Here is a 25,366-nt window from a genome sequence, read left to right on the forward strand (position 1 = left end):
TTTATCCCTCTTACAGAAATACCAAACCGTTACCAGTAATTTTAGAAATGAAGAAATTAACCAGGAGGAAATTTATAAAAACAGGAATATTAGCCACAATTGGATTAGTACTTTTGGACTCACTTTGGTTTGAAAAATATTTAATTGACTGGAATTATTTTGACATCTCAAAATCGGAAAAGAATAAGATAAGAATCATACAAATTTCGGATTTACATTTAGATCAATTAAGATACTTTCACAAATCTATTGCGAAAAAAATAAATTCAATGAAACCCGATTTAATATTCATCACCGGAGATTCTGTTGATAAAACAGAAAAAATAGAACATTTGAACTTATTCCTTGAATTAATTGATAATTCGATTAAAAAGTACGCTATAACGGGAAATTGGGAATATTGGGGAAATGTTAATCTTGAAGAACTTAAAAGTGTCTATTCGAAAAATAATTGCGAATTGTTAATAAACGAGAATAGAAATGTTTCAATAAGAGATCGTGATATAACAATAATTGGAATTGACGATTTAATTGGCGGCAATCCTGATTTCGGAAAAGCGACTGAAAATCTAAAAGATACTGAAACAAATATCGTTTTATCACACTGTCCCGAACAAAGAGATATAATTGCAAAACAAAAAGGAAATTTAAATATTGATCTAGTTCTTTCTGGTCATACTCACGGAGGACAAATTACATTTTTAGGAATTGTTCCTTTCAAACCTCAAGGAAGTGGAAGATATTTAAAAGGTTGGTATAAAGACTCGGAACCAAAAATGTATATTTCAAAAGGAATTGGAACGAGTATTTTACCAATTAGATTTGGGGCAAGAGCAGAAGTGGTAGAAATGGAAATATAAAAACTACTGGTAATAACTAAGCTTTCGTTTTGTCTGAAAGACAAGAAATGAAAGTCCGTTGAACGGAACCTCCGGTGGCTTTTCCTCCCCAGTTGGTCACCTTATGGAGTTATCGATTTTAGAATTTAGGATAATAGAGCAGTTTTTTAGAAGGACTGCTTTTTTTGGGAACTGAGGTGAGATTTTTTGAAGCACTCACCGGCTTTTCTTTACTTTTAAGATATAAAATCCCTTACCCACAAAGTTTATTTTGCAGACGAGGCATTGAAAACGGCAAGAAAATCCTGAGGTGGGCCACGTTGTCCGAAAAGTGCGATGGTGATTAAATTTCCTTCCTTGCAACACCGACATTTTTTAAGCAAAGTTTTCGGTTTTACTTCTGTAATCTGGATTTTTAAATCTGATTGTAAATCCTGAAGTTTTCCACGTTTCCAGGAGCTGCTTAAAATCCCGTAATGCCTTATTCTCACAAATCTTCGAGGCAAAATATGAAGACTAAATCTGCGCACAAATTCAGTATTCGATAAAGTCATTTCCTTTTTCTGACCTTCTTTACGATAATCTTTGTACCCAAAACGAACTTCTTTATCGGTAACTTCTTGGATCCGATGATTACTGATCGCAACTTTGTGGGTGTATCGTCCTAAATATTCGATCACCTGTTTCGGTCCACCAAATGGTCTTTTGCCATAAACGACCCAGTTTTTGGTGAAGAGTTGATCGATTAAATCCTGGTCTTTAATTCCGGAAGCTCTTAATAAAGCCACAAACTTTGCCCGAAAAACTTTGCTCATCGCTTTTACACAGAAAAGGTATTTGTCAGATTTTATCTTCGCCCGCCATTTTCCTTGTTTATTAATGGCGCCACCCGGAACAATGCAGTGCAAGTGAGGATGAAGACTTAAATTCTGTCCCCAAGTATGTAAAATCGCAATCATTCCCAGTTGGATTCCCTTATTTTTACCAAACTGATTTAATGTTGCCCAAGCCGCTTCAAATAAGGTTTTGTACAATAATGCCGGTTGAGAGATCGCCAAACCATTCAACTCTTTAGGAAGCGTAAAAACCACGTGGTAATAACTACACGGCAATAATTCCGCTTCTCGTTTCTGAATCCATTCTTCTCTTTCATGGCCTTGACACCCGGGAAAATGCCGATTCCGAAATGAGTTGTAACTGATGGAAAGATTACCACAACCATCGCACGCATCAATATGACCTCCCAATGCAGAAGTTCTACAATACGATAAAGCGCGAAGCGTTTTTTCCTGATGAACCGTAAAATTCTGAGCCGATAAATTGATTTTACGAATGACTTCTGCTACACTTCCGCCTTTACTTCGGATTTCCATTTTTGCTGTACAAAGTAAAAATGGTATCCAAAGGGCTGTGCGGTTTTTGATCCGACAATTGACAGACATGAAGATATTCCATGGTCGACTCAATTCTTTCATGACCCAAAAGTTTCTGAACCATAATGATTGAAACACCATCTTCCAATAAATGCGTGGCAAAGCTGTGTCGCAAAGTGTGCGTATGAACAATTTTGGTAATTCCTGCTTTTTTGCTCACGGTTTTGATGACCCACTGCACGCCGCGCTGACTGTATCTGGAATCAAAATCCGCTTTGCCGGAATCTGGCTGGTCAATCTCTTCAATATTTCTATTTTGATTTCCATTGAATAAATATTGCGTCGGATTTTCCACGGAAATAAAGGTTTTAAGTCCCCGAATTAAATGTTCGGATAAAGGAACATAACGGTCTTTTTGACCTTTACCCTGAACAACATGCAGCATTTGTCGGTCAAAATCCAGATGATGAAGTTCGATATTCCGCACTTCCATACATCGAAGCCCACACCCGTAAATCAGACCGATGAGCAGTTTGTGTTTCAGTAACTGCGCCGTTTGCAGCATACGCCAAACTTCCTGACGGCTTAAAATAGTCGGCAGTTTTTTGACTTTTGGAATGGCTGGAAGATGCAGAAAGCTGTAGGGCAACCCTTCCATTTTCAATAAAAAGCGAAGTCCAAAAACCGTGTGTTTAAAATAGGTTTGGGAAGGTGTTTTGCTGCGTTGTTGAAGTTCGAAGAGATAATCTTTGATGTCTTCCGGATCCAATTCCGTAGGGATTTTACCGAAATGAAGCGCAATTGCAGCAACATGCCGGGAATAATTATCAAAGGTTCTGGGACTTTTTCCCTGTATTGAAATATTTCTTTCGAAACGTTGTATCAGTTCAGAAAAACCTTTAACTTCGCTTGAAGCGCGATTCAAAATTTTGTTCGTTCTTAAATCCTCCGGAGATTTTTTTTGTAGCCATTTTAGAGATTTTATTTTATGTTATGATCAAACAAAGTTAATAAAACAGCCTCAGGAAAAGCTACCGGAGGTTTAGTTCAACACGGGTTTGGCAAAAGTGGCGGTTTAGTGCTCCGCAGACACATTTGTGGTTAATCAAAGTTTGGTTCTCCGCATCAACATTTGTGGTGAAAATCGCCACCTTCGCCAAGCCCGAAAACGTCAGTCTGTGAAAAAACCTCCGTTTATTACTTCAAAAATAGCTAAATTATTTCAATAATACGGGAGGAAATTCGTATATTTAATAATGCAACACATCACAGGAATAGCCCGCAATCAAATGGTTTTTACAAGTTTAGAAGATTCGATTTCTGAAGATAATTCGGTTCGGTTTGTAGATGCCTTTGTTGAGAATATCGATTTAAAAGCATTAGGTTTTGAACTGCAAATGCTAAAAACGGAAGGACGACCGAGTTTCAGTACGCAAACATTTCTCAAAATCTATTTGTATGGTTATCTGAATGGACTTCGGAGTTCACGGAAACTCGAAAAAGAATGTGTGCGCAATATTGAATTACAATGGCTTTTATTTGGACTTGTACCCAATTACCACAGCATTTCTGATTTTAGAAAAAACAATCCGTCGGGTTTAAAAAAGCTGTTCAAAGTATTCGTTTCTTTTTTGAAAGATGCAGATCTAATTGCTGGAGAAACCATCGCCATTGACGGTACTAAAAGTAGAGCGCACAACAGCAAAAAAGCCAATTTTAATCAAAAGAAAATTGATAAACACTTGGCTTATATTGAAGAGAAAACACAGCAATACCTGGATGAATTGGCTCAGAATGACGAGAAAGAAAATAGCATGACAATCACTAAGATTCAGGAAAAGATTGAAAGATTAAAGAAAAATAAACTCGGCTACGAAGTCTTAGAAGAAAAACTAAAAGCAAGTGGCGAACCTCAGATAAGTACTACCGATGAAGATTCACGAGCACTGTTGGTTCAGGGGCAAGTTGTAGAAGTAAGTTATAATATTCAAGCCGCTGTTGATGCTCAATATAATTTGGTTGTGGCTACACACACCATTAATCGTAATGATCGTAATGCTTTGAGCGCAATTGCAATTGAAGCTAAGGAGAATTTGGGAATTGAAACATTCACTGCTTTAGTTGACAAAGGTTATCACAATGGTCGGGAAATCACCCAATGCAAAGAGCAAAACATTATCACCATTGTTGCGCATCCAGATCAGGGAAAAAGCAACGAAAATGGCACTCAACCAGATTATTTTGTTTCAAAATTCATTTACAATACAGACGATGACACTTACACTTGTCCGGCAAACCAAGTTTTAAAAACGACGGGACGATGGCACAAGAAAACCCGCGATAGAGACAGCTACGACTTCAAAAAATACCGAACTCCAGCTTGTAAAGAATGTCCTGTAAAATCACTTTGTACGAGCAGAACAGGAGGCCGAGAGATTGATAGAAGTCAATATGCCGATGCTGTTGCAGAAAACAATCAGCGCTACCAAGCTAATGCGCAATTATACCGAAAGCGGCAGGAGATCAACGAGCATATTTTCGGAACAATCAAAAGGCAGTGGGGCTACAATCACACGAATTTAACGGGACTTGAAAAAGTAAATGGTGAACACAGTTTAATCATGCTGGTGTATAACATCAAACGTGCGATAAATATTCTTGGAGTTCCGGAATTAATTGCCAAATTGAAGAACTGGAAGTCACCTTACAAAGCGAAAGGTTGTTTTGTTTTTAGACAGACTTGTTTTGCGTTTATTTTAGCCCCATTGGAAAATACATTATCAATTGCAGCATAAAAAATAGCCGATCTTAAAACGCATTTATTGAGGTGTGGAAGGTTGGTTTTCTTAAGGAATTACTGGAAAGCTGAGTTTATTCACAGCCTGACGTTAGCGGTAATTTTACAACGACACGAAAATAAATGACAACTACATATGAAAATACTTTTACTAATTTTTATTTTAACTTTAAGTTATTCTTTAAAAGCGCAAAATGACCCTGAATTATTTCCTGTAAATGACCGAAAAGTTGGTTTCCTGGGGTATTATCTTGCAGATGGAACTAACGTAGTTAAAGGTCAGTTCTGTACTGCAGGTTATAATATTGATGGGTATTATATGGTTTCAAAGGCAGAACACGAATATTACGAAGATGGTAGAAGAAAAGAGAATCATATTCCAAATACAGAAAAATTTGGCTTGTTAAACTCCAAAGGAGAATTTATTATTAATTTTAGTGACAATTACAACTTCGTTGGAGTGGAAAAGGGATTGATATACGTAATCCGAAATAATTTTTACGGCGTCGTTAATGATAAAAATGAAATATTAGTACCAATAGAATACGAAGAATTGGATATTAAAAAACAAGGGGTTATAATTGCTAAAAAAAACACTAAATATGGTATCATTACAAAAGAAAACAAAATTTTAGTTCCATTTATTTATGACAATATTTTTAGTTTTGCTGAAAATGAATTGGCAAACACGTTCTACGTTATTGTTTCAAAAGACAATAAAAATGGTATTATAGATAAAAATCATAAATTTATTTTTCGACTTCCAAAAACTGATTTAGTGTTTGTAACCGTAAAGTCTATTGGAATTAAGAAAGGAAACAAATATAATTTAGTTGACCATAATCTAAAAGCAATATTGCCTAATGATTTTGAAAAAATGTATTTAATAGATGTTGAAGGAACAGGAATTTATGCAACAAGTAACGGTTATGGATATTACTTTGACATTGATGGGAAATTATTAAAAAAAGAGAAATTAATTGAAGAAGGAATGAAAACAGGGTATTAAAAAACTACCGCTAATAACTAAGCTTTCGTTTTGTCTGAAAGACAAGAAATGAAAGCCTGTTAGATCCTTTCGCTACGCTCTGGACAGGCTCACCTCCGGTGGCTTTTCCTCCCCACTTGGTAACCTTATGGAGTTATCGTTTCTAGAATTTAGGATAATAGAGCAGTTTTTTAGAAGGACTGCTTTTTTTGGGAACTGAGGTGAGGTTTTTTCAGGCACTCACGGGCTTTTTTTTACTTTTAAGATATAAAATCCCTTACCCACAAAGTTTATTTTGCAGACGAGGCATTGAAAACGGCAAGAAAATCCTGAGGCGGTCCTCGTTGTCCGAAAAGTGCGATGGTGATTAAATTTCCTTCCTTGCAACACCGGCATTTTCTGAGCAGAGTTTGAGGTGCAAAAACAGTTCTTTTCACTTCTAAACTTTCTTGTAAATCCTGAAGTTTCCCGCGTTTGCAGGAGCTGCTTAAAATTCCGTAATGCCTTATTCTTACAAACCTTCGAGGCAAAATATGAAGACTAAATCTGCGCACAAATTCAGTATTCGATAAGGTCATTTCCTTTTTTTTTACCGCCTTTTCTGTAATCTTTGTACCCAAAACGAACTTCATGATCCGTAACTTCTTTGATGCGGTGGTTGCTGATGGCGACTTTGTGGGTGTATCTCCCCAAGTATTCGATCACCTGTTTCGGGCCGCCAAAAGGTCTTTTGGCATAGACGACCCAGTTTTTGGTAAAGAGTTGATCTATTAAATCCTGGTCTTTAATTCCGGAAGCTCTTAATAAAGCCACGAACTTTGCGCGGAAAACTTTGCTCATCGCTTTTACACAGAAGAGATATTTATCAGATTTTATCTTCGCCCGCCATTTGCCTTGTTTATTAATTCCGCCACCTGGAACAATGCAGTGCAAATGTGGATGAAGACTCAGGTTTTGTCCCCAAGTGTGCAAAATCGCAAGCATTCCCAGTTGGATTCCCTTATTTTTACCAAACTGATTTAAAGTTGCCCAAGCCGCTTCAAATAAAGTTTTGTACAATAATGCCGGTTGAGAGATCGCCAAACCATTGAGTTCTTCGGGAAGCGTAAAAACCACGTGGTAATAACTGCACGGCAATAATTCCTGTTCGCGTTTCTGAATCCATTCTTCTTTTTTATGACCTTGACATTGCGGACAATGCCGATTACGACACGAGTTGTAACTGATGGAAAGATTTTCGCAACCATCACACGCATCAATATGACCACCCAAAGCAGCAGTCCGGCAATACGATAAAGCCCGAAGCGTTTTCTCCTGATGAACCGTAAAATTCTGAGCCGATAAATTGATTTTGCGAAGAACGTCGGCAACACTTCCGCCTTTACTTCGGGTTTGCATTTTTGCTGCATAAAGCGAAAACGGTATCCAAAGGGCTGTGCGGTTTTTGATCCGACAACTGACAGACATGAAGGTATTCCATGGTGGATTCAATTCTTTCATGACCCAAAAGTTTTTGAACCATAATGATCGAAACACCATCTTCCAATAAATGCGTGGCAAAGCTGTGTCGCAAAGTGCGAGTATGAACGTCTTTGGTAATTCCCGCTTTTTTTGAAATCGTTTTGATGACCCATTGAACGCCTCTTTGACTGTATCTGGAATCGAAGTCCGGTCTATTTAAACTTACCTGATCAATCTCTTCAATATTTCTATTTTGATTTCCATTGAATAAATATTGAGTCGGATTTTCCACGGAAATAAAGGTTTTAAGTCCCCGAATTAAATGTTCGGATAAAGGAACATAACGGTCTTTTTGACCTTTACCCTGAACAACATGCAGCATTTGTCGGTCAAAATCAAGATGATGAAGTTCGATATTCCTCACTTCCATACATCGAAGTCCACACCCGTAAATCAGACCGATGAGCAGTTTGTGTTTCAGTAACTGCGCCGTTTGAAGCATACGCCAAACTTCCTGACGGCTTAAAATAGTCGGCAGTTTTTTGACTTTTGGAATGGCTGGAAGATGTAGAAAATCGTAGGGTAAACCTTCTGCTTTTAAAAGAAACCGCAGTCCAAAAACCGTGTGTTTAAAGTAGGTTTGAGAAGGTGTTTTTGATCGCTGTTGAAGTTCAAAGAGATAATCTTTGATGTCTTCCGGATCTAATTCCGTAGGGATTTTACCGAAATGAAGCGCTACGGCTGCTACATGCCTGGAATAATTATCAAAGGTTCTGGGACTTTTTCCTTGAATTGAAATATTTCTTTCGAAACGTTGTATCAGTTCCGAAAAACCAGTAACTTCGCTTGAAGCGCGATTCAAAATTTTGTTCGTCCTTAAATCCTCCGGAGATTTTTTTTTGTAGCCATTTTAGAGATTTTATTTTATGTTATGATCAAACAAAGTTAATAAAACAGCCTCAGGAAAAGCTACCGGAGGTTTAGTTCAACATGATATTTCTACTAGCGGGTATGAAGTTTTCATTGAAGATTTTAGCGATTAATCAAGTTTTCAGTAAGTAGAAAGTTTTCGTATTTTTAGCCCGCCTGCAGAAATACCCAAAGTTAGCAGAAATAGTAAAATGAAAGACCGATACAAAAAGAATCTTTTTTTTAATGGTAAAAACGAATATTCAAATTCTTACCAAGCCCAAATATTTGAAGACAAAATATTAGAAAAAGAAAATATTACGTTAAATCTTTTTTCTGTAGATTTTGATAATAATATTTCCACTAAAGAGAAGAAAAAAATAATTGCTGAATGGTTAGAAACTTTACAGATTTTGAACAGAGTAAAATCTTTATCAGTAAGACATAAAGTTGACAGTACTTTCTTCAATGCAATTTGTCAAATTAAAAATCTGGAGAATTTAGAGATTTGGAATTCTAACATTACTGACATATCTCAAATTTCTAAATTAATTAATCTAAAAAGATTGGATTTAAAAGGTTTCTCTAATCTGACTGATCTTTCACCTATCAGTAAAATTCAAAATATTCGAAAATTATCAATCGAAAAATGCTTTAAGATAGACAATTATGAACATGTTTCAGAGTTAAAAAATTTAAATGGATTACAAATTAATGGAGACATGTTTGCTCCTAAAAAATCAAAATTAAATAATATAGAATTCATCAAATTCTTGAATAATTTAGAGCATTTAGATTTATTAAACTGTAATATTTTAAGTAAAAATTTCACTCCGATTGCGGATCTAAAAAATATAAGAAGATTAGATTTGGATTCTAAAATTGACGAAGAGGTGAGAAATTCGATTTTGGAAAATAATAAAAATCTTGATTCTGGATTTTTTATAGATTGGGATTTTAAAAACAAAAAATTCTATGCCGAAAAGGAATGGTAAACAACTACTTCTGCTAATAAATAAGCATTCGTTTTGTCTGCAAGACAAGAAATGAAAGCCCGTTGAACGGAACCTCCGGTGGCTTTTCCTCCCCAGTTGGTCACCTTATGGAGTTATCGATTTTAGAATTTAGGATATTAGAGCAGTTTTTTAGAAGGACTGCTTTTTTTAGGAACTGAAGTGAGGTTTTTGAAGCACTCACAGGCTTTTCTTTACTTTTAAGATACAAAATCCCTTACCCACAAAGTTTATTTTGCAGACGAAGCATTGAAAACGGCAAGAAAATCATGAGGCGGTCCACGTTGTCCGAAAAGAGCGATGGTAATTAAGTTTCCTTCCTTACAACACCGGCATTTTCTGAGCAAAGTTTGAGGTACAAAAACAGTTCTTTTCACTTCTAAACTTTCTTGTAAATCCTGAAGTTTTCCACGCTTCCAGCAGCTGCTCAAAATCCCGTAATGCCCTATTCTTACAAACCTTCGAGGCAAAATATGAAGACTAAATCTGCGCACAAATTCAGTATTCGATAAAGTCATTTCGTTTTTTTCGCCGCCCTTTCGGTAATCCCTGTAGGCAAAACGCACTTCCTTATCCGTTACTTCTTTGATTCGGTGGTTGCTGATGGCGACTTTGTGGGTGTACTGCCTAAATATTCGATCACCTGTTTCGGGCCGCCAAAAGGTCTTTTGGCATAGACGACCCAGTTTTTGGCGAAGAGCCTGTCCATGAGATCAGCATCTTTAATTCCACAAGCCTTTAATGAAGCTGCAAACTTCGCCCGAAATACCTTGCCCAAAGCCTTTACCGGAAAAAGGTATTTATCGGTTCGTACTTTGTCTTTCCATTTTCCCTGTTTATTAGTGCCTCCACCGGGAACAATGCAGTGCAGGTGCGGATGAAGGCTCAGTCCACACCCGTAAATCAGACCGATGAGCAGTTTGTGTTTCAGTAACTGCGCCGTTTGAAGCATACGCCAAACTTCCTGACGGCTTAAAATAGTCGGCAGTTTTTTGACTTTTGGAATGGCTGGAAGATGTAGAAAATCGTAGGGTAATCCTTCTGCTTTCAGAAGAAACCTAAGTCCATAAACCGTGTGTTTAAAGTAGGTTTGAGAAGGTGTTTTTGATCGCTGTTGAAGTTGGAAGAGATAATTTTTGACCTGTTCAGGATCCAATTCGGTGGGTAAAGTTTTAAAATGCAGCGCAATTGCTGCTACATGCCTGGAATAATTATCAAAGGTTCTGGGACTTTTTCCCTGGATTGAAATATTTCTTTCGAAACGTTGTATCAGTTCCGAAAAACCATTAACTTCGCTCGAAGCGCGATTCAAAATTTTGTTCGTTCTTAAATCCTCCGGAGATTTTTTTTTGTAGCCATTTTAGAGATTTTATTTTATGTTATGATCAAACAAAGTTAATAAAACAGCCTCAGGAAAAGCTACCGGAGGTTTAGTTCAACACGGTATTTCTACAAGCGGGTATGAAGTTTTCATCGAAGATTATCGCGATTAATTCAATTTTTAGAAAGTAGAAAGTTTTCGTATTTTTAGCCCGCCTGCAGAAATACCCAACCGTTGTGCGATATTTTACAAAACATCGTATTAAAATTAAATTCTCTTAAAATATTAATGAAAAATATTCTTTTAGAAGTCTATTACTTTATAAAAAATCCGACTGACCAAAGAATCGAAAATTGGACTTTCAAAAAAAATGTAAAATATATACTCGTTATTTTATGTTTTGAACTTGTTATTAATGCATTAATATTTTTTCCTCTAATATATTTTTTGAATAAAGTAGAACCTATTTTATATGAAATAAGAATAGATTATAATAGTAACACTTTCTTACAAACATTATTAATCACAGCCTTTCTTGTTCCAATTGCTGAAGAGATGATTTTCAGATATCTATTGCGTTACAATAAACTTTTTTCAAAAATTATAGATAGAAATAAATGGAATTTTTTATTTAAAATTCTTGTTTATATATCCATAATTCTTTTTGGATTTGTACATAGTAGTAATTTTGAAAACAGTTCCACATTTTTTTACTGTATTTTACCAATTTTAGTATCTACACAATTAATTGGAGGAATTTTTCTAACTTTTTTAAGAGTAAGATTTAATATTTTAACTTCTATTGTTTCTCACGTTTTATGGAACGGAATATTAACAATTATACCAATATTAATATCCATATTCGAAAAACCATACGAACATATGACAGAGGATTATAAATTAAATATTGAATATTTGAATTATAACACAAGTAAACCACAAAAATTCCAAATTGATTCTACTTCTAATAGAATTTTTAAAATAGCTATCGAAGAATATTCTTTTAACCATATTTTAGACTCTTTATGTCAGTACGAGAGAAATAGAGATGATATTTTAATCAATATGAAAATGGAATCCAAAAAAGGTTTGACTAAGGAAGAATTTAAAAAGTTGTTATTGGATTACGACAAAAGCGAATTACATTAAAAAAACATCGCACAATAACTAAGCTTTCGTCTTGTCCGCAGGACACGAGATGAAAGCCTGTTGAACGGAACCTCCGGTGGCTTTTCCTCCCCACTTGGTAACCTTATGGAGTTATCGTTTCTAGAATTTAGGATAATAGAGCAGTTTTTTAGAAGGACTGCTTTTTTTGGGAACTGAGGTGAGGTATTTTCATGCACTCACCGGCTTTTCTTTACTTTTAAGATATAAAATCCCTTACCCACAAAGTTTATTTTGCAGACGAGGTATTAAAAACGGCAAGAAAATCCTGAGGTGGGCCACGCTGTCCGAAAAGCGCGATGATGATTAAATTTCCTTCCTTGCAACACCGACATTTCTTAAGCAAAGTTTTCGGTTTTACTTCTATAATCTGGATTTTTAAATCTGATTGTAAATCCTGAAGTTTTCCGCGTTTCCAGGAGCTGCTCAAAATCCCGTAATGCCTTATTCTCACAAATCTTTTGGGCAAAATATGAAGACTAAATCTGCGCACAAATTCAGTATTCGATAAAGTCATTTCCTTTTTCTGACCTTCTTTGCGATAATCTTTGTACCCAAAACAAACTTCATGATCCGTAACTTCTTTGATGCGATGATTGCTGATTGCAACTTTGTGAGTGTATCTTCCTAAATATTCAATCACCGATTTCGGACCACCAAAAGGTCTTTTCGCATAAACCACCCAGTTTTTGGTGAAGAGTTTGTCCATTAAATCCTGGTCTTTAATTCCGGAAGCTCTTAATAAAGCCACGAACTTTGCCCGAAAAACTTTGCTCATCGCTTTTACACAGAAGAGATATTTATCGGTTCTTACTTTCTTTTTCCATTTTCCATTGTGATCAATTCCACCACCTGGAACGATGCAGTGTAAATGAGGATGAAGACTCAGATTCTGTCCCCAAGTATGCAAAATCGCAATCATTCCCAACTGGATCTGTTCTGTTTTACCAAACTGATTTAATGTTGCCCACGCTGCTTCAAATAAGGTTTTGTACAATAATGCCGGTTGAGAGATCGCCAAACTATTGAGTTCTTCGGGAAGTGTAAAAACCACGTGGTAATAACTGCACGGCAATAATTCCTGCTCGCGTTTCTGGATCCACTCTTCTCTTTTATGACCTTGACATTGCGGACAATGCCGATTACGGCACGAGTTGTAACTGATGGAAAGATTTCCACAACCATCGCACGCATCAATGTGACCGCCCAAGGCAGAAGTTCTACAATACGACAAAGCGCGAAGCGTTTTTTCCTGATGAACTGTAAAATTCTGAGCCGACAAATTGATTTTACGAAGCACATCAGCAACGCTTCCGCCTCTACTTCGGGTTTCCATTTTTGCTGCACAAAGCGAAAACAGTATCCAAAGGGCTGTGCGGTTTCTGGTCAGACAATTGGCAAACATGAAGATATTCCATCGTCGATTCTATTCTTTCATGACCCAAAAGTTTCTGAACCATAATGATCGAAACGCCATCTTCCAATAAATGCGTGGCAAAACTGTGTCGCAAAGTGTGCGTATGAACAACTTTGGTGATTCCGGCTTTTTTACTCACCGTTTTGATGACCTATTGAACGCCTCTTTGACTGTATCTGGAATCAAAATCTTTGGTGTGCGTTGTGGAAGTATCAATCTCTTCAATATTTCTATTTTGATTTCCATTGAATAAATATTGAGTCGGATTTTCCACGGAAATAAAGGTTTTAAGTCCCCGAATTAAATGTTCGGATAAAGGAACATAACGGTCTTTTTGACCTTTACCCTGAACAACGTGCAGCATTTGTCGGTCAAAATCAAGATGATGAAGTTCGATATTGCGCACTTCCATACATCGAAGTCCACACCCATAAATCAGACCGATGAGCAGTTTATGTTTCAGCAATTGGGCAGCTTGAAGCATGCGCCAAACTTCCTGACGGCTTAAAATAGTGGGCAGTTTTTTGACTCGTGGAATAGCCGGAAGATGCAGAAAACTGTAAGGTAATCCTTCTGCTTTTAAAAGAAACCGCAGTCCATAAACCGTATGTTTAAAATAGGTTTGGGAAGGTGTTTTGCTGCGTTGTTGAAGTTCGAAGAGATAATCTTTGATGTCTTCCGGATCCAATTCGGTAGGGATTTTACCGAAGTAAAGCGCTACGGCGGCAACATGCCTGGAGTAATTATCAAAGGTTCTGGGACTTTTTCCCTGGATTGAAATATTTCTTTCGAAACGTTGTATCAGTTCCGAAAAACCAGTAACTTCGCTCGAAGCGCGATTCAAAATTTCGTTCGTTCTTAAATCCTCCGGAGATTTTTTTTGTAGCCATTTTAGAGATTTTATTTTTGGTTGAATAAAAACAAAGTTAATAAAACAGCCTCAGGAAAAGCTACCGGAGGTTTAGTTCAACACGGTATATAAAAAATAGCGGGTTCTGTGCTAAATTGAAATTTTGGCATATTAACAAAATTAGTTAGTTACCGAAAGTTCTCGTTTTTTTCGCCGCTACTTTTCATATACCCAAACGTTGTGGTGCATTTAAGAAAAATTCGTAATAGCATTAAAATTTTAGAAAATAAAGTAATTTTAATAACAATACTTGAGAAATATAACAAGATAAACTGACCGAATTAACCAATGAATAAAAGAACTCTCGAAGAACAACGAATTGAATTTTCAAATCAAAAATTTCTCGCTACACCTTTAGCTGGACTAATAGTTTGGACAATTATAGGGTTTGTTGGAATATTTTTCTCTGATTTTATAGTAGTTTGGTCAATTTTTATTGGAACAGGTAGTATTGTATATTTAGCTATGTTTATTTCAAAATATACAGGCGAGGATTTCCTCGACAAAACAAAACCAAAAAACGAATTTGACAAGCTTTTCTTTTTTACGGTTGGACAAGCACTTTTAGCTTATTCTATTGCAATTCCATTTTTTATTATAGATTATTCTTCATTGCCTATGACAGTCGGAATTTTGACAGGATTAATGTGGTTGCCATTTTCTTGGATAATTAATCATTGGGTTGGAATTTTCCACGCAACTTTCAGAACGACAATAGTTCTTGCACTTTGGTATTTATTACCCGAATATAGATTTATTGCTATACCATTCGCAATTGTACTGATTTATATAATAACAATCGGAATTTTGAAAAACAGGGGAAATAAAGAAGAAAGTGGGAATAAAAACGCACCACAACACAATATATAAGCTATGGCTTGGTCAGTCCTCACTTGGAAAATCCTGCGGATTTTCCAAAGCCAGTTTTTATCAGGAAAGGTCTGTGCCGAAACACGCCACAGCTCATACACGAAACGTCAGGCTGTGAAAAAACTCAGCTTTCCAATAATTCCTTAAGAAAACCAACCTTCCACACCTCAATAAATGCGTTTTAAGACCGGCTATTTTTTAGGCTGCAATTGATAATGTATTTTCCAAAGGAGCTAAAATAAACGCAAAACAAGTCTGTCTAAAAACAAAACAAGTTTTCGCTTTGTAAGGTGACTTCCAGTTCTTCAATTTGGCAATGACACTATCCCGCAAAGTGTGTAAGTTAAAAAGTTAGGGCTTGGGTTTTATAATCTGAGCCTTTCTTCAAAAATAAGCATAAATTGGTTTAAAACAATACCCCAGTTTTGAATGGGCATGGTCCATTTCTTAGTTGCTTCTCTGAGAGCAAGATAAACGGATTTTAACACTGCATCATCTGTCGGGAATGACATTTTGTTTTTGGTATATTTTCTTATTTTTCCGTTCAGATTTTCGATTAAGTTGGTGGTATAGATGATCTTACGGATTTCCAAAGGGAAGTCGAAGAATACCGTCAGTTCATCCCAATTTTCCCTCCAGGATCTGATGGCGTAAGAATATTTGGATTCCCATTTTTCGGCAAAGTCCTTTAATGCCGCTTCTGCAGCCTGTTTATTTGGTGCGGTATAAATGTGCTTCATATCTGCTGTGAAGGCTTTCCTGTCTTTCCAAACAACATATTTACAGGCGTTTCTGATCTGGTGAACGACGCAAATCTGGGTTTGTGACTCAGGGAAAACAGAACGTATGGTTTGGGTAAATCCATTGAGATTGTCAGTAGCAGTAATCAGGATATCCTCTACGCCACGGGCTTTAAGATCAGTTAATACACTCATCCAGAAGCTGGAACTTTCATTTTTTCCAAGCCACATTCCCAAGACTTCCTTTCTGCCCTCGCGGTTCAGGCCCACCGCCAGATAGATGGTTTTGTTGATGACTTTGGAATTTTCCCGAACTTTAAAAACGATACCATCCATCCACACAATGAGATAAAGATCATCCAAAGGACGGTTCTGCCAGCTCACCATTTCACTTGCTACTGCACTGGTAATGCGGGATATAGTGGAAGTAGAGACCTCAAAATCGTACATATCCCGAATCTGTTCTTCAATATCGCTTACGCTCATCCCTTTTGCATAAAAAGAGATGATGACGTTTTCCAAGCCTTCGATTATATTATGTCTTTTAGGAACTAAAGCAGGTTCAAAATCCCCATTGCGGTCTCTGGGAACCTTGATTTCAGATTCTCCAAAAGAGGATTTTATTTTCTTGATTCCGTGACCGTTGCGGTAATTTCCGTCTTTGGTCTTTTCATGCTTTTCGTTGTCCAGATGGGCATCGAGTTCAGCGTTTAGCATGTGCTCTACGGCACTTTTATGCAATTGTTTGAAGAAAGACGTCAAGTCTTCTCCACTTTTAAAAGATTTGTAAAATTCTTTGTTGCTTAATAATTCTTCTTTGTCGATCATAGCTGTATAAAGGTTTAAAAATAGTAAAAAGTTATTTCCGGAAAATTTCCGGGCTTGTAAGGGCCCGAAATTTTTCAGAATAACTTTTCAACTTACACAGTTAGTGGGATGCTACCGGCAATTAATTCCGGAACTCCAAGAATATTTATCGCACGTTTGATGTTATACACCAGCATGATTAAACTGTGTTCACCATTTACTTTTTCAAGTCCCGTTAAATTCGTGTGATTGTAGCCCCACTGCCTTTTGATTGTTCCGAAAATATGCTCGTTGATCTCCTGCCGCTTTCGGTATAATTGCGCATTAGCTTGGTAGCGCTGATTGTTTTCTGCAACAGCATCGGCATATTGACTTCTATCAATCTCTCGGCCTCCTGTTCTGCTCGTACAAAGTGATTTTACAGGACATTCTTTACAAGCTGGAGTTCGGTATTTTTTGAAGTCGTAGCTGTCTCTATCGCGGGTTTTCTTGTGCCATCGTCCCGTCGTTTTTAAAACTTGGTTTGCCGGACAAGTGTAAGTGTCATCGTCTGTATTGTAAATGAATTTTGAAACAAAATAATCTGGTTGAGTGCCATTTTCGTTGCTTTTTCCCTGATCTGGATGCGCAACAATGGTGATAATGTTTTGCTCTTTGCATTGGGTGATTTCCCGACCATTGTGATAGCCTTTGTCAACTAAAGCAGTGAATGTTTCAATTCCCAAATTCTCCTTAGCTTCAATTGCAATTGCGCTCAAAGCATTACGATCATTACGATTAATGGTGTGTGTAGCCACAACCAAATTATATTGAGCATCAACAGCGGCTTGAATATTATAACTTACTTCTACAACTTGCCCCTGAACCAACAGTGCTCGTGAATCTTCATCGGTAGTACTTATCTGAGGTTCGCCACTTGCTTTTAGTTTTTCTTCTAAGACTTCGTAGCCGAGTTTATTTTTCTTTAATCTTTCAATCTTTTCCTGAATCTTAGTGATTGTCACACTATTTTCTTTCTCATCATTCTGAGCCAATTCATCCAGGTATTGCTGTGTTTTCTCTTCAATATAAGCCAGGTGTTTATCGATTTTCTTTTGATTGAAATTGGCTTTTTTGCTGTTGTGTGCTCTACTTTTAGTACCGTCAATGGCGATGGTTTCTCCGGCAATTAGATCTGCATCTTTCAAAAAAGAAACGAATACTTTGAACAGCTTTTTTAAACCCGACGGATTGTTTTTTCTAAAATCAGAAATGCTGTGGTAATTGGGTACAAGTCCAAATAAAAGCCATTGTAATTCAATATTGCGCACACATTCTTTTTCGAGTTTCCGTGAACTCCGAAGTCCATTGAGATAACCATACAAATAGATTTTGAGAAATGTTTGCGTACTGAAACTCCTTCGTCCTTCCGTTTTTAGCATTTGCAGTTCAAAACCTAATGCTTTTAAATCGATATTCTCAACAAAGGCATCTACAAACCGAACCGAATTATCTTCAGAAATCGAATCTTCTAAACTTGTAAAAACCATTTGATTGCGGGCTATTCCTGTGATGTGTTGCATTATTAAATATACGAATTTCCTCCCGTATTATTGAAATAATTTAGCTATTTTTGAAGTAATAAACGGAGGTTTTTTCACAGACTGACGTTACCAGCAATTTCATCCAAAACCTCGTAAATGCAACAAATTTTTAGAATTTTAATAGTTTCAATCTTTCTTATTTCTTGTGCTTCAAACTCAAAACTTGAAATTGGAAACCATGTCGAGAAAATTGATGGATTAAATATAAATTATGAAGTCCGTGGAAAAGGTCCTATTATGTTGGTTGGACACCCGAGTTCAGGAAAAATCGGTTATGAATTAACATTAAAACCACTTGAGGATAATTTCACAATAGTTTACTATGATTCTCGTGGAACTGGAAAATCTGATGCCCCAACTAAAATTGAATTTTACAAACCAGAATATTCAGTAAAAGAAATTGAGTTTTTAAGAGAGAGAATTGGCGCAAACAAAATTTGGCTTTTTGGGCATTCTGACCAAAGTGCGATTGCTCTACAATATGCAGTGGAATATCCAAAAAATATCGCAGGGCTCATTTTATCAGGAACAAGTTTAGTTGGAACTCAAAACGAATCCATTGAACGAAGGAAAAATTCTGAAAAAAAAAGAATAGCAGAATCTAAATGGTTTGCAAAAGTCATTGAAGATTGGGACTATATGGTTGCAAAAAATACAACTCTTGATAAAAACGGAAATGACCTTTCTACTGCAAAGACAAAATGGTGGACATATAATGAGAAAACCTCGCAGAATGTGATCCCTATTGTATCAGAAATTACAAAAGCAGGAAGAAGAAAACCTGTTGGAAATGAATATTACCTAGAAACTAGTGATGAAAGAAAAAAATATTTGGAAATTCAGAAGAAAGTTAGGTTCCTTAAAACTAAAGTCTTGATTATTAACGGTAAATACGACACAAATAATCCAGAGGAGTTTGCTGAGGAATTACATTTTTGGGTTCCCAAATCCACGTTAGTAATCATAGACAAAGCCGGACATTTTCCGTGGATTGAACAACCGACTGAAACATTTAAGGAAATAAAAAAATGGTTTCGTGAATAAAAGAAACTACAGGTAACATATTTCTACAAGCGGGTATGAAGTTTTCATCGAAGATTTTATCGATTAATTAAGTTATTAGCAAGTAGAAAGATTTCATATTTTTAGCCCGCCTGCAGAAATACCCAACCGTTATGCGACATTCCCCACATCAGAATCCGATTAACTTCTCAAGCTAACGGAATTTTTTGTGGTAATTTTGTTAACTAAAAAATTGGACGTTAGTCGAGATTATGAAAAAAATAACAATACTTATTTTAACTTTTATTTTAGTGGCATGTTCCACTAAAAAAAATACGCTGGAATCAAATAACAAAAATGGAAATTTTGTTATTAACAAGGACAGTGTAAGTATAATTACACCATATATCGAAATAAAGGAAAGGTCAAATTTTTCATTTATTGAGCATCCTGACAAAAGGAAAAACTTAACAGATTTTACAATTCAAACTTTGGAATCAGAATATCCAAATGCAGAATATATTGAAATCCCTTTTCTATTTAAAGATTATAGAACAATCAATTCGTCATTAGAAAGAGGAATTAGTTATAAAACTGAAAATGCCCCAACTGAACTTCTTACGGACAAATATGAAAATTCAATTTTTATATCGATAAATGGTTATTTCGGAGATATAAACAGAGGAGTTATGATGTTGTATGTAATTGACAATAAAAATAAAAAGTGGAAAATGATTGAAAGATATGTTTATGATAATAGTCCTTTAGAAACAGACAAAACCAAAAAAAGAATCTTGAAATCATTAGAAAAACTAAAATAACGTTACACAACAAAGTATATAAGCTATGGCTTGGTCAGTCCTCACTTGGAAAATCCTGCGGATTTTCCAAAGCCAGTTTTTATCAGGAAAGGTCTGTGCCGAAACACGCCACAGCTCATACACGAAACGTTACCAGCGATTTTAATAGCCGTTTCCAAAATAAAATTTGCCTAATTGAAATTAATGTAATTACTTTGTGATAACAAAATATAGAATTATGGAATTATCTGTTATAAATATTGGAAACTCGAAAGGAATTAGACTTTCTAAAACTATTCTTGAAAAATATAACATTCAGAACAAAATTGAAATTATCCTCGAAAAAGGTTTTATAATTTTGAAACCTAAAGCGGAACCAAGGAAAGATTGGGAAGAAGCATTTAAAGAAATGCACGAAAACGGAGACGATCAACTTTTAATTGATGATGTTTTTGAAGACGAAAATTTTGACGAATGGAATTAAAACAATATCAAATTGTACTGGTTAATCTTGATCCAACAATTGGAAGCGAAGTTAAGAAAACAAGACCATGCCTTATTTTTTCGCCAAATGAAATGAATAAATATTTGCAAACGATAGTTATTGCACCTATTGGAAGCAGTTCCAAAAATTATCCTACCAGAGTTGAAATTAAAGGAAATAAAACTAAAGGTTGCGTTATGATTGACCAAATAAGAACTGTTGACAAGCGAAGAATTTCAAAAATTTTTGGAGAATTGTCTGAAAAAGAAATTCAAAAAGTAAAAAGTGTAATAAAAGAAACATTTGTAGATTAAAAAACCACAGGTAATAACTAAGCTTTAGCTGCGCTCTGTTCGGCTGTGCCTCGAGTCGTTTCGCCTGAAAGACAAGAAACCGAAGGTTCGGCGAAGCCAAATGAATTGATAAATCACTAAGACCTTTAAAAAATAGAAATTACGAAGTAAAGCCTGTTAGATCCTTTCGCTACGCTCTGGACAGGCTCACCTCCAGTGAGCTTTTCCTCCCCACTTGGTAACTTTATGGGGTTATGATTTTTAGAATTTAGAATAGTAGAGCAGTTTTTTAGAAGGACTCAGGAACTTTATCAGCAATTAATTAAGTTTTGCAAGTAGAAGTTTCATTTTTTTATCCTACTGGCATAGATACCAAAGCGTTAGCTGCATGAAAAAAAGCCAGTGTAGGATGTAATGATTTCCCGTTGCTAATTGTTTTAATATAGGGAAAAAATTTATTTACAATTAAAAATTTTACTTTCAACAATGTTTAGATTAATTAAACTGCTTACCTTATTAGTGAGCTTAAATATTTCTGCACAACAAGAAAATTTAAAAATAAACGGTAAGCTTACGAACAATGATCATCATAAGATTTCATCAGCTGAAATTTATCTTTTTACTGCAAATAATGAACTCGTAAGAACCACCATTGTACAAAATGGGAATTTTGAATTTTCCCGACTCAAACCCCGTCAATATTACCTGCAAATTGTATCAAATGATATCACACAAAATGAACCCCTGTTTCAGCTTTCCTCCGATCTTACTTTTAATATAATTCTTAAAGAAAAAATTTCCAATCTTGAAGAAGTTCAAATTGCAAGAACTAGAAATATTTTCAAGGTTCAAAATGGAAATATCAATATTGAGATCGCAAATTCCTCTTTAAGTAAAGTTTCAACATCCACAGATCTATTGGCCAAATTGCCTTTTATCTACGTAGATGCAAATGGAGAAGGTTTGTCGATGGTAGGCAAAGGCAGTCCACTTTTGTATATTGATAACCAAAAAGTTGATTTCAATGTTTTGTCTGCCTTATCTGTTGATGAAATTAAATCTGTTGAAATCATCAGAAATCCTTCAGCAAAATATGAAGCAGCAGGAAAAGCGGTGATCAAAATTATATTAAAAAACAGTAGAAAAGAAGGCTATAAATTAACGCTGAACGAAACAGCTGTATTCAACAAACGTTTCAGCAATAATTTTTCAGCCAATTTTCAGCAGAAAAAAAATAAAACCGAATGGAAACTAAATGCTGCTTATAATCAAATACAACATTGGGAAAGCAATGGTTTTGATTATTCTGTTCCCGGCAAAAATATTAAGTCGGACTATATCATTACCTCAATTACCAACCGTCCACAAGTCATTTTAGGCACCAGCTTATATCAGGAATTGAATGATGGAGATAACTTAACATTTACCGTAAATGGAAATTTAAGGCCCGATAAAGGTGATAATAATACGGTCACGAACTATGAAGTTAACGGACTGAAATCTCAAATATTAACATTAAATCCGCAGGACAGAAAAAGAGCGACTATCAATTCTATTTTTAATTATAATAAGCAATTGAAATCTATAAACGCTACTATTTTCACAGGTTTGCAATATACGCGGGAAAGCAATAATGTAGATCTGGACTTTTACAACAATATTGATAATTCTGGGTACAATTTTAGCCAGTTTAGAAAACAAAAATATGCAGTGAATGCTTATTCGGGAAGAATTGACATCGAGAAAAAAATTAAGGAAAACTACCAATTGGGAATTGGCGGTATTTTTACCAAAGCAGATGCCACGACCAATAATGTTATTGATTATAGAAACACAAAACCTTTAGAATATTTTAAATATTTTTTTAATGAAGAAAATTTTGCTTCCTATGCAGAGTTTTCAGGTGAAAAAGAAAAATTAAGTTTTAAGGGTGGCATTCGTTTGGAAACAACATCCGCAAATGGTTTTTACCAGATCTTGAAGGAGAAAAATATTTCCAGACATTATGTCGATTGGTTTCCGAGCGCAGAATTATCCTTTAAACAAAATGAGAATTACATCTATACGCTAAACTTTAAAAAAAGTATTGACAGACCGGGTTATAGTGATCTAGCTTCGGGCGGTTTATACAGCAGTCCATATGTTGAATATCAAGGGAATCCAGATCTTTTGCCCTCTTACACCAACGAACTTTCAGCAAGCATCAACTTGAAAAAATGGGCAATAAATGCTTCTGTGTATGAAAGCAAAAACCCCATAGGCTTCGGACTTTTTTATAATGAAAATGAAAATATATCAAAGTTTACTACCAAAAATTTTGACAAAGAAAGTGGGGCAAGTTTAGGATTGGATGTTCCATTTGAATATAAAATTTTAACTTCCCAGAATAGTTTATCCATCAATTATTCAAAAACAGAAGACCGTCTTGCAGTTATAAAACAATCCACACCGTATCTTTATCTCTATACAAATAATACGATAAAACTTGGAAAAGGCTTTAATTTTCTTTTAGATGGCACTTGGATTACCAAAAGAATGCAAGGAATTTATGAGTACAACAAAATGGTATTATTAAATTTGGGATTGACTAAATCAATTTCAAATTTTGACTTCACTTTGCGTTACAATGATGTTTTCAATCAAAATACATTTGTCCAAAAATTAAGTTATGACAAAATCATAACGAAAGGCAGTTTTTATGGAAATACGCCAACTCTTTCTGTAGGAATAAAGTACAACTTTGGAAAAGTTTCAAATTCAGAATATAAAGAGAAGCAAATCAATGAAACTGTGGACAGGATTTAATGCAAAAATTGAAAAGCAGATGCAGATTTTCAGTGGGAAGCAAATGAGAAGTTAAGTAAACTTCTAAAACATTACGGTGAAAAGATGCCTGATTATTTTGGTGGTGGATTCATAGACGAAAAAGGAAATTTAGTTATAAATATTAAAGGAAAATTGGAAAATGGTAAAGCAAAAGTTATAAAAATTATAGGAAGTAATAAAATCCGATTTCAGAGTACAAAGTATTCGAATAAGGAATTGAATAATATTATGGATTATCTAAATAATTTTGCACAAAAGCCTGAAAAAAAAAATAACATCTAATCTCTCCGGCTGGTCACAAATGGAAGATCATATTGAAGTTTGCTTTAAAAAAATGGATAAAAATAGTGAAGCAGATTTTAGAAAATATATTTCAAATTCAGAGGCTATTCGTTTTAGGGAATGTGGGGAATTCCAATTTAATTAGTTTTAGGCGCAAAAATGAACTAAAAACTGTGGCTAAAGAAGGTATATCTGACACTGTCCCGCAAAGTGTGTAAGTTGAAAAGTTTAAGACTTGAGTTTTTTATAACTTGAGCCTTTCTTCAAATATAAGCATAAATTGATTTAATACGATTCCCCAATCTCGAATCGGCATTGTCCATTTTTTTGTTGCTTCTCTTAAGGCAAGGAAAACTGACTTTAAAACCGCATCATCAGTAGGAAAAGACATTTTATTTTTAGTATATTTTCTTATTTTTCCGTTGAGATTTTCTATTAAATTGGTGGTGTAAATGATTTTACGGATTTCCACCGGAAATTCGAAAAATACCGTTAATTCATCCCAATTATCTCTCCAGGATTTGATGGCATACGAATATTTAGATTCCCATTTTTCTGCAAAATCATTTAAGGCGGCTTCTGCGGCTTGCTTGGTGGGAGCGTTGTAAATGTGTTTCATGTCGGAAGTAAAGGCTTTTCTGTCCTTCCAAACTACGTATTTACAAGCATTTCTAATCTGATGCACCACGCAGATCTGAGTTTGAGATTGTGGGAAAACACTGCGAATAGTTTGGGTAAATCCATTGAGATTATCCGTTGCAGTGATCAGTATATCTTCTACGCCACGTGCTTTTATGTCAGTTAAAACGCTCATCCAAAAACTGGAACTTTCGTTTTTTCCAAGCCACATTCCCAGAACTTCTTTTCTTCCATCCCGTCTTAAACCAACGGCAAGATAAATGGTTTTGTTGATAACTTTTGAGTTCTCACGGACTTTAAAAACAATTCCATCCATCCAAACAATGAGGTATAAATCCTCTAGTGGCCGATTTTGCCAAGCGACAATCTCACTGGAAACCGCATTGGTAATCCTGGATATTGTGGATGTTGAAACATCAAAATCATACATTTCCTTGATCTGATCTTCAATATCACTTACACTCATTCCTTTGGCATAAAATGAGATGATAACATTTTCCAAACCTTCAATAATATTATGCCTTTTGGGAACTAAGGCTGGCTCAAAAGTACTTTCCCTATCCCGCGGAACTTTAATTTCATCTTCGCCAAAAGAGGTTTTTATCTTCTTGGTTTGATGGCCATTGCGATAATTTCCGTCTTTTGTTTTTTGATGTTTCTCGGTATCCAGATGGTCATCTAATTCGGCTTCGAGCATATGTTCTACGGCTCGTTTGTGCATTGTTTTGAAGAAAGAGGTTAAATCTTCTCCACTCTTGAAGGATTTGTAGAAATCCTTGTTGTTTAATAATTCTTCTTTGTCGATCATAACTGTATAAAGTTTAAAAATAGTAAAAAGTTATTTC

General features: G+C 35.5%; 19 protein-coding genes and 3 pseudogenes. 12 read left to right on the top strand and 10 right to left on the bottom strand.

Annotated elements, in window-relative coordinates; translation table 11 throughout:
* The first annotated feature begins 47 nt into the window (after window positions 1–47).
* Entirely contained in the window at window positions 48–860 is an 813-nt protein-coding gene (locus EIB73_RS06490) for a metallophosphoesterase (protein WP_125023738.1), read from the top strand.
* Between the two features lie 245 nt (window positions 861–1,105).
* On the opposite strand, the gene EIB73_RS06495 is transcribed toward EIB73_RS06490, so the two are convergent.
* Together EIB73_RS06495 and EIB73_RS06500 are read right to left on the bottom strand one after the other, a co-directional pair.
* Window positions 1,106–2,212, bottom strand: a complete 1,107-nt coding sequence (locus EIB73_RS06495) for an IS91 family transposase (RefSeq protein WP_125023740.1) — start codon at window positions 2,210–2,212, stop codon at window positions 1,106–1,108.
* On the bottom strand, window positions 2,196–3,137 hold the full coding sequence (locus EIB73_RS06500) for a tyrosine-type recombinase/integrase (RefSeq protein WP_125023742.1): 942 nt from the start codon (window positions 3,135–3,137) through the stop codon (window positions 2,196–2,198). Before EIB73_RS06500 ends, EIB73_RS06495 begins: the two co-directional genes overlap by 17 nt.
* Before the next feature lie 331 nt (window positions 3,138–3,468).
* On the opposite strand from EIB73_RS06500, the gene EIB73_RS06510 reads away from it, so the two are divergent.
* Window positions 3,469–5,007 carry an IS1182 family transposase gene (locus EIB73_RS06510; RefSeq protein ID WP_125023617.1) on the top strand — a complete coding sequence of 513 codons (1,539 nt, stop codon included), beginning with the start codon at window positions 3,469–3,471 and terminating at the stop codon, window positions 5,005–5,007.
* Window positions 5,008–5,145: 138 nt separating this feature from the next.
* The gene (locus tag EIB73_RS06515; RefSeq protein WP_125023744.1) at window positions 5,146–6,018 is read left to right on the top strand and encodes a WG repeat-containing protein; all 873 of its coding nucleotides are present in this window, start codon (window positions 5,146–5,148) and stop codon (window positions 6,016–6,018) included.
* A gap of 269 nt (window positions 6,019–6,287) precedes the next feature.
* Here EIB73_RS06515 and EIB73_RS06520 read toward each other — a convergent pair.
* Together EIB73_RS06520 and EIB73_RS06525 are read right to left on the bottom strand one after the other, a co-directional pair.
* Window positions 6,288–7,395: pseudogene (locus EIB73_RS06520) on the bottom strand (IS91 family transposase).
* Window positions 7,379–8,320 (bottom strand): tyrosine-type recombinase/integrase, encoded by a 942-nt coding sequence (locus EIB73_RS06525; RefSeq protein ID WP_125023746.1) that lies wholly within the window; start codon window positions 8,318–8,320, stop codon window positions 7,379–7,381. Before EIB73_RS06525 ends, EIB73_RS06520 begins: the two are co-directional and overlap by 17 nt.
* A 259-nt stretch (window positions 8,321–8,579) precedes the next feature.
* Here EIB73_RS06525 and EIB73_RS06530 point away from each other — a divergent pair, with 259 nt between their 5' ends.
* The gene (locus EIB73_RS06530) at window positions 8,580–9,362 is read left to right on the top strand and encodes a leucine-rich repeat domain-containing protein (protein ID WP_125023748.1); all 783 of its coding nucleotides are present in this window, start codon (window positions 8,580–8,582) and stop codon (window positions 9,360–9,362) included.
* Window positions 9,363–9,610: 248 nt separating this feature from the next.
* Here EIB73_RS06530 and EIB73_RS15180 read toward each other — a convergent pair.
* Window positions 9,611–10,629: pseudogene (locus tag EIB73_RS15180) on the bottom strand (IS91 family transposase).
* 360 nt (window positions 10,630–10,989) lie between these two features.
* Between EIB73_RS15180 and EIB73_RS06545 the strand changes: the two are divergent.
* Window positions 10,990–11,850, top strand: a complete 861-nt coding sequence (locus EIB73_RS06545) for a CPBP family intramembrane glutamic endopeptidase (protein ID WP_125023754.1) — start codon at window positions 10,990–10,992, stop codon at window positions 11,848–11,850.
* 247 nt (window positions 11,851–12,097) lie between these two features.
* Here the strand turns inward: EIB73_RS06545 and EIB73_RS06550 are convergent, their stop codons facing one another.
* Both EIB73_RS06550 and EIB73_RS06555 read right to left on the bottom strand, forming a co-directional pair.
* Window positions 12,098–13,204, bottom strand: a complete 1,107-nt coding sequence (locus EIB73_RS06550) for an IS91 family transposase (RefSeq protein ID WP_125023755.1) — start codon at window positions 13,202–13,204, stop codon at window positions 12,098–12,100.
* A pseudogene (locus tag EIB73_RS06555) lies at window positions 13,188–14,129 on the bottom strand (tyrosine-type recombinase/integrase). Before EIB73_RS06555 ends, EIB73_RS06550 begins: the two are co-directional and overlap by 17 nt.
* 354 nt (window positions 14,130–14,483) lie before the next feature.
* Here EIB73_RS06555 and EIB73_RS06560 point away from each other — a divergent pair.
* Window positions 14,484–15,065, top strand: coding sequence for a DUF7010 family protein (locus EIB73_RS06560; RefSeq protein ID WP_125023757.1), 582 nt, complete (start codon window positions 14,484–14,486; stop codon window positions 15,063–15,065).
* A 365-nt stretch (window positions 15,066–15,430) separates the two neighbouring features.
* Here EIB73_RS06560 and EIB73_RS06565 read toward each other — a convergent pair whose 3' ends face one another.
* Window positions 15,431–16,633, bottom strand: a complete 1,203-nt coding sequence (locus tag EIB73_RS06565; RefSeq protein WP_125023758.1) for an IS256 family transposase — start codon at window positions 16,631–16,633, stop codon at window positions 15,431–15,433.
* Window positions 16,634–16,725: 92 nt separating this feature from the next.
* On the bottom strand, window positions 16,726–18,174 hold the full coding sequence (locus EIB73_RS06570; RefSeq protein ID WP_125023760.1) for an IS1182 family transposase: 1,449 nt from the start codon (window positions 18,172–18,174) through the stop codon (window positions 16,726–16,728).
* Window positions 18,175–18,291: 117 nt separating this feature from the next.
* Here EIB73_RS06570 and EIB73_RS06575 point away from each other — a divergent pair, with 117 nt between their 5' ends.
* The 6 genes from EIB73_RS06575 (at window position 18,292) to EIB73_RS06600 (ending at window position 23,882) form a co-directional block, all read left to right on the top strand.
* Entirely contained in the window at window positions 18,292–19,239 is a 948-nt protein-coding gene (locus tag EIB73_RS06575; protein WP_125023762.1) for an alpha/beta fold hydrolase, read from the top strand.
* Between the two features lie 230 nt (window positions 19,240–19,469).
* The gene (locus EIB73_RS06580) at window positions 19,470–20,018 is read left to right on the top strand and encodes a hypothetical protein (protein ID WP_125023764.1); all 549 of its coding nucleotides are present in this window, start codon (window positions 19,470–19,472) and stop codon (window positions 20,016–20,018) included.
* Between the two features lie 217 nt (window positions 20,019–20,235).
* Entirely contained in the window at window positions 20,236–20,481 is a 246-nt protein-coding gene (locus EIB73_RS06585; protein ID WP_125023765.1) for an AbrB/MazE/SpoVT family DNA-binding domain-containing protein, read from the top strand.
* Complete coding sequence (locus EIB73_RS06590) at window positions 20,472–20,795, top strand: type II toxin-antitoxin system PemK/MazF family toxin (RefSeq protein ID WP_125023766.1); 324 nt, start codon at window positions 20,472–20,474, stop codon at window positions 20,793–20,795. Before EIB73_RS06585 ends, EIB73_RS06590 begins: the two co-directional genes overlap by 10 nt.
* Before the next feature lie 465 nt (window positions 20,796–21,260).
* Window positions 21,261–23,579 carry an outer membrane beta-barrel family protein gene (locus EIB73_RS06595; RefSeq protein WP_125023768.1) on the top strand — a complete coding sequence of 773 codons (2,319 nt, stop codon included), beginning with the start codon at window positions 21,261–21,263 and terminating at the stop codon, window positions 23,577–23,579.
* An 84-nt stretch (window positions 23,580–23,663) separates the two neighbouring features.
* The gene (locus tag EIB73_RS06600) at window positions 23,664–23,882 is read left to right on the top strand and encodes a hypothetical protein (RefSeq protein ID WP_125023770.1); all 219 of its coding nucleotides are present in this window, start codon (window positions 23,664–23,666) and stop codon (window positions 23,880–23,882) included.
* A gap of 244 nt (window positions 23,883–24,126) precedes the next feature.
* Here EIB73_RS06600 and EIB73_RS06605 read toward each other — a convergent pair whose 3' ends face one another.
* Window positions 24,127–25,329, bottom strand: coding sequence for an IS256 family transposase (locus EIB73_RS06605; RefSeq protein WP_125021533.1), 1,203 nt, complete (start codon window positions 25,327–25,329; stop codon window positions 24,127–24,129).
* Window positions 25,330–25,366: the final 37 nt, after the last annotated feature.

Source organism: Kaistella carnis, assembly GCF_003860585.1.
Classification (GTDB): domain Bacteria; phylum Bacteroidota; class Bacteroidia; order Flavobacteriales; family Weeksellaceae; genus Kaistella; species Kaistella carnis.

Excerpts from the sequence above, each read along its gene's own strand:
- EIB73_RS06490 (WP_125023738.1), top strand. The coding sequence starts at position 48 with ATGAAGAAATTAACCAGGAGGAAATTTATAAAAACAGGAATATTAGCC.
- EIB73_RS06495 (WP_125023740.1), bottom strand. The coding sequence starts at position 2,212 with ATGGAAATCCGAAGTAAAGGCGGAAGTGTAGCAGAAGTCATTCGTAAA.
- EIB73_RS06510 (WP_125023617.1), top strand. The coding sequence starts at position 3,469 with ATGCAACACATCACAGGAATAGCCCGCAATCAAATGGTTTTTACAAGT.
- EIB73_RS06515 (WP_125023744.1), top strand. The coding sequence starts at position 5,146 with ATGAAAATACTTTTACTAATTTTTATTTTAACTTTAAGTTATTCTTTA.
- EIB73_RS06530 (WP_125023748.1), top strand. The coding sequence starts at position 8,580 with ATGAAAGACCGATACAAAAAGAATCTTTTTTTTAATGGTAAAAACGAA.
- EIB73_RS06545 (WP_125023754.1), top strand. The coding sequence starts at position 10,990 with ATGAAAAATATTCTTTTAGAAGTCTATTACTTTATAAAAAATCCGACT.
- EIB73_RS06550 (WP_125023755.1), bottom strand. The coding sequence starts at position 13,204 with ATGGAAACCCGAAGTAGAGGCGGAAGCGTTGCTGATGTGCTTCGTAAA.
- EIB73_RS06560 (WP_125023757.1), top strand. The coding sequence starts at position 14,484 with ATGAATAAAAGAACTCTCGAAGAACAACGAATTGAATTTTCAAATCAA.
- EIB73_RS06565 (WP_125023758.1), bottom strand. The coding sequence starts at position 16,633 with ATGATCGACAAAGAAGAATTATTAAGCAACAAAGAATTTTACAAATCT.
- EIB73_RS06570 (WP_125023760.1), bottom strand. The coding sequence starts at position 18,174 with ATGCAACACATCACAGGAATAGCCCGCAATCAAATGGTTTTTACAAGT.
- EIB73_RS06575 (WP_125023762.1), top strand. The coding sequence starts at position 18,292 with ATGCAACAAATTTTTAGAATTTTAATAGTTTCAATCTTTCTTATTTCT.
- EIB73_RS06580 (WP_125023764.1), top strand. The coding sequence starts at position 19,470 with ATGAAAAAAATAACAATACTTATTTTAACTTTTATTTTAGTGGCATGT.
- EIB73_RS06585 (WP_125023765.1), top strand. The coding sequence starts at position 20,236 with ATGGAATTATCTGTTATAAATATTGGAAACTCGAAAGGAATTAGACTT.
- EIB73_RS06590 (WP_125023766.1), top strand. The coding sequence starts at position 20,472 with ATGGAATTAAAACAATATCAAATTGTACTGGTTAATCTTGATCCAACA.
- EIB73_RS06595 (WP_125023768.1), top strand. The coding sequence starts at position 21,261 with ATGTTTAGATTAATTAAACTGCTTACCTTATTAGTGAGCTTAAATATT.
- EIB73_RS06600 (WP_125023770.1), top strand. The coding sequence starts at position 23,664 with ATGCCTGATTATTTTGGTGGTGGATTCATAGACGAAAAAGGAAATTTA.
- EIB73_RS06605 (WP_125021533.1), bottom strand. The coding sequence starts at position 25,329 with ATGATCGACAAAGAAGAATTATTAAACAACAAGGATTTCTACAAATCC.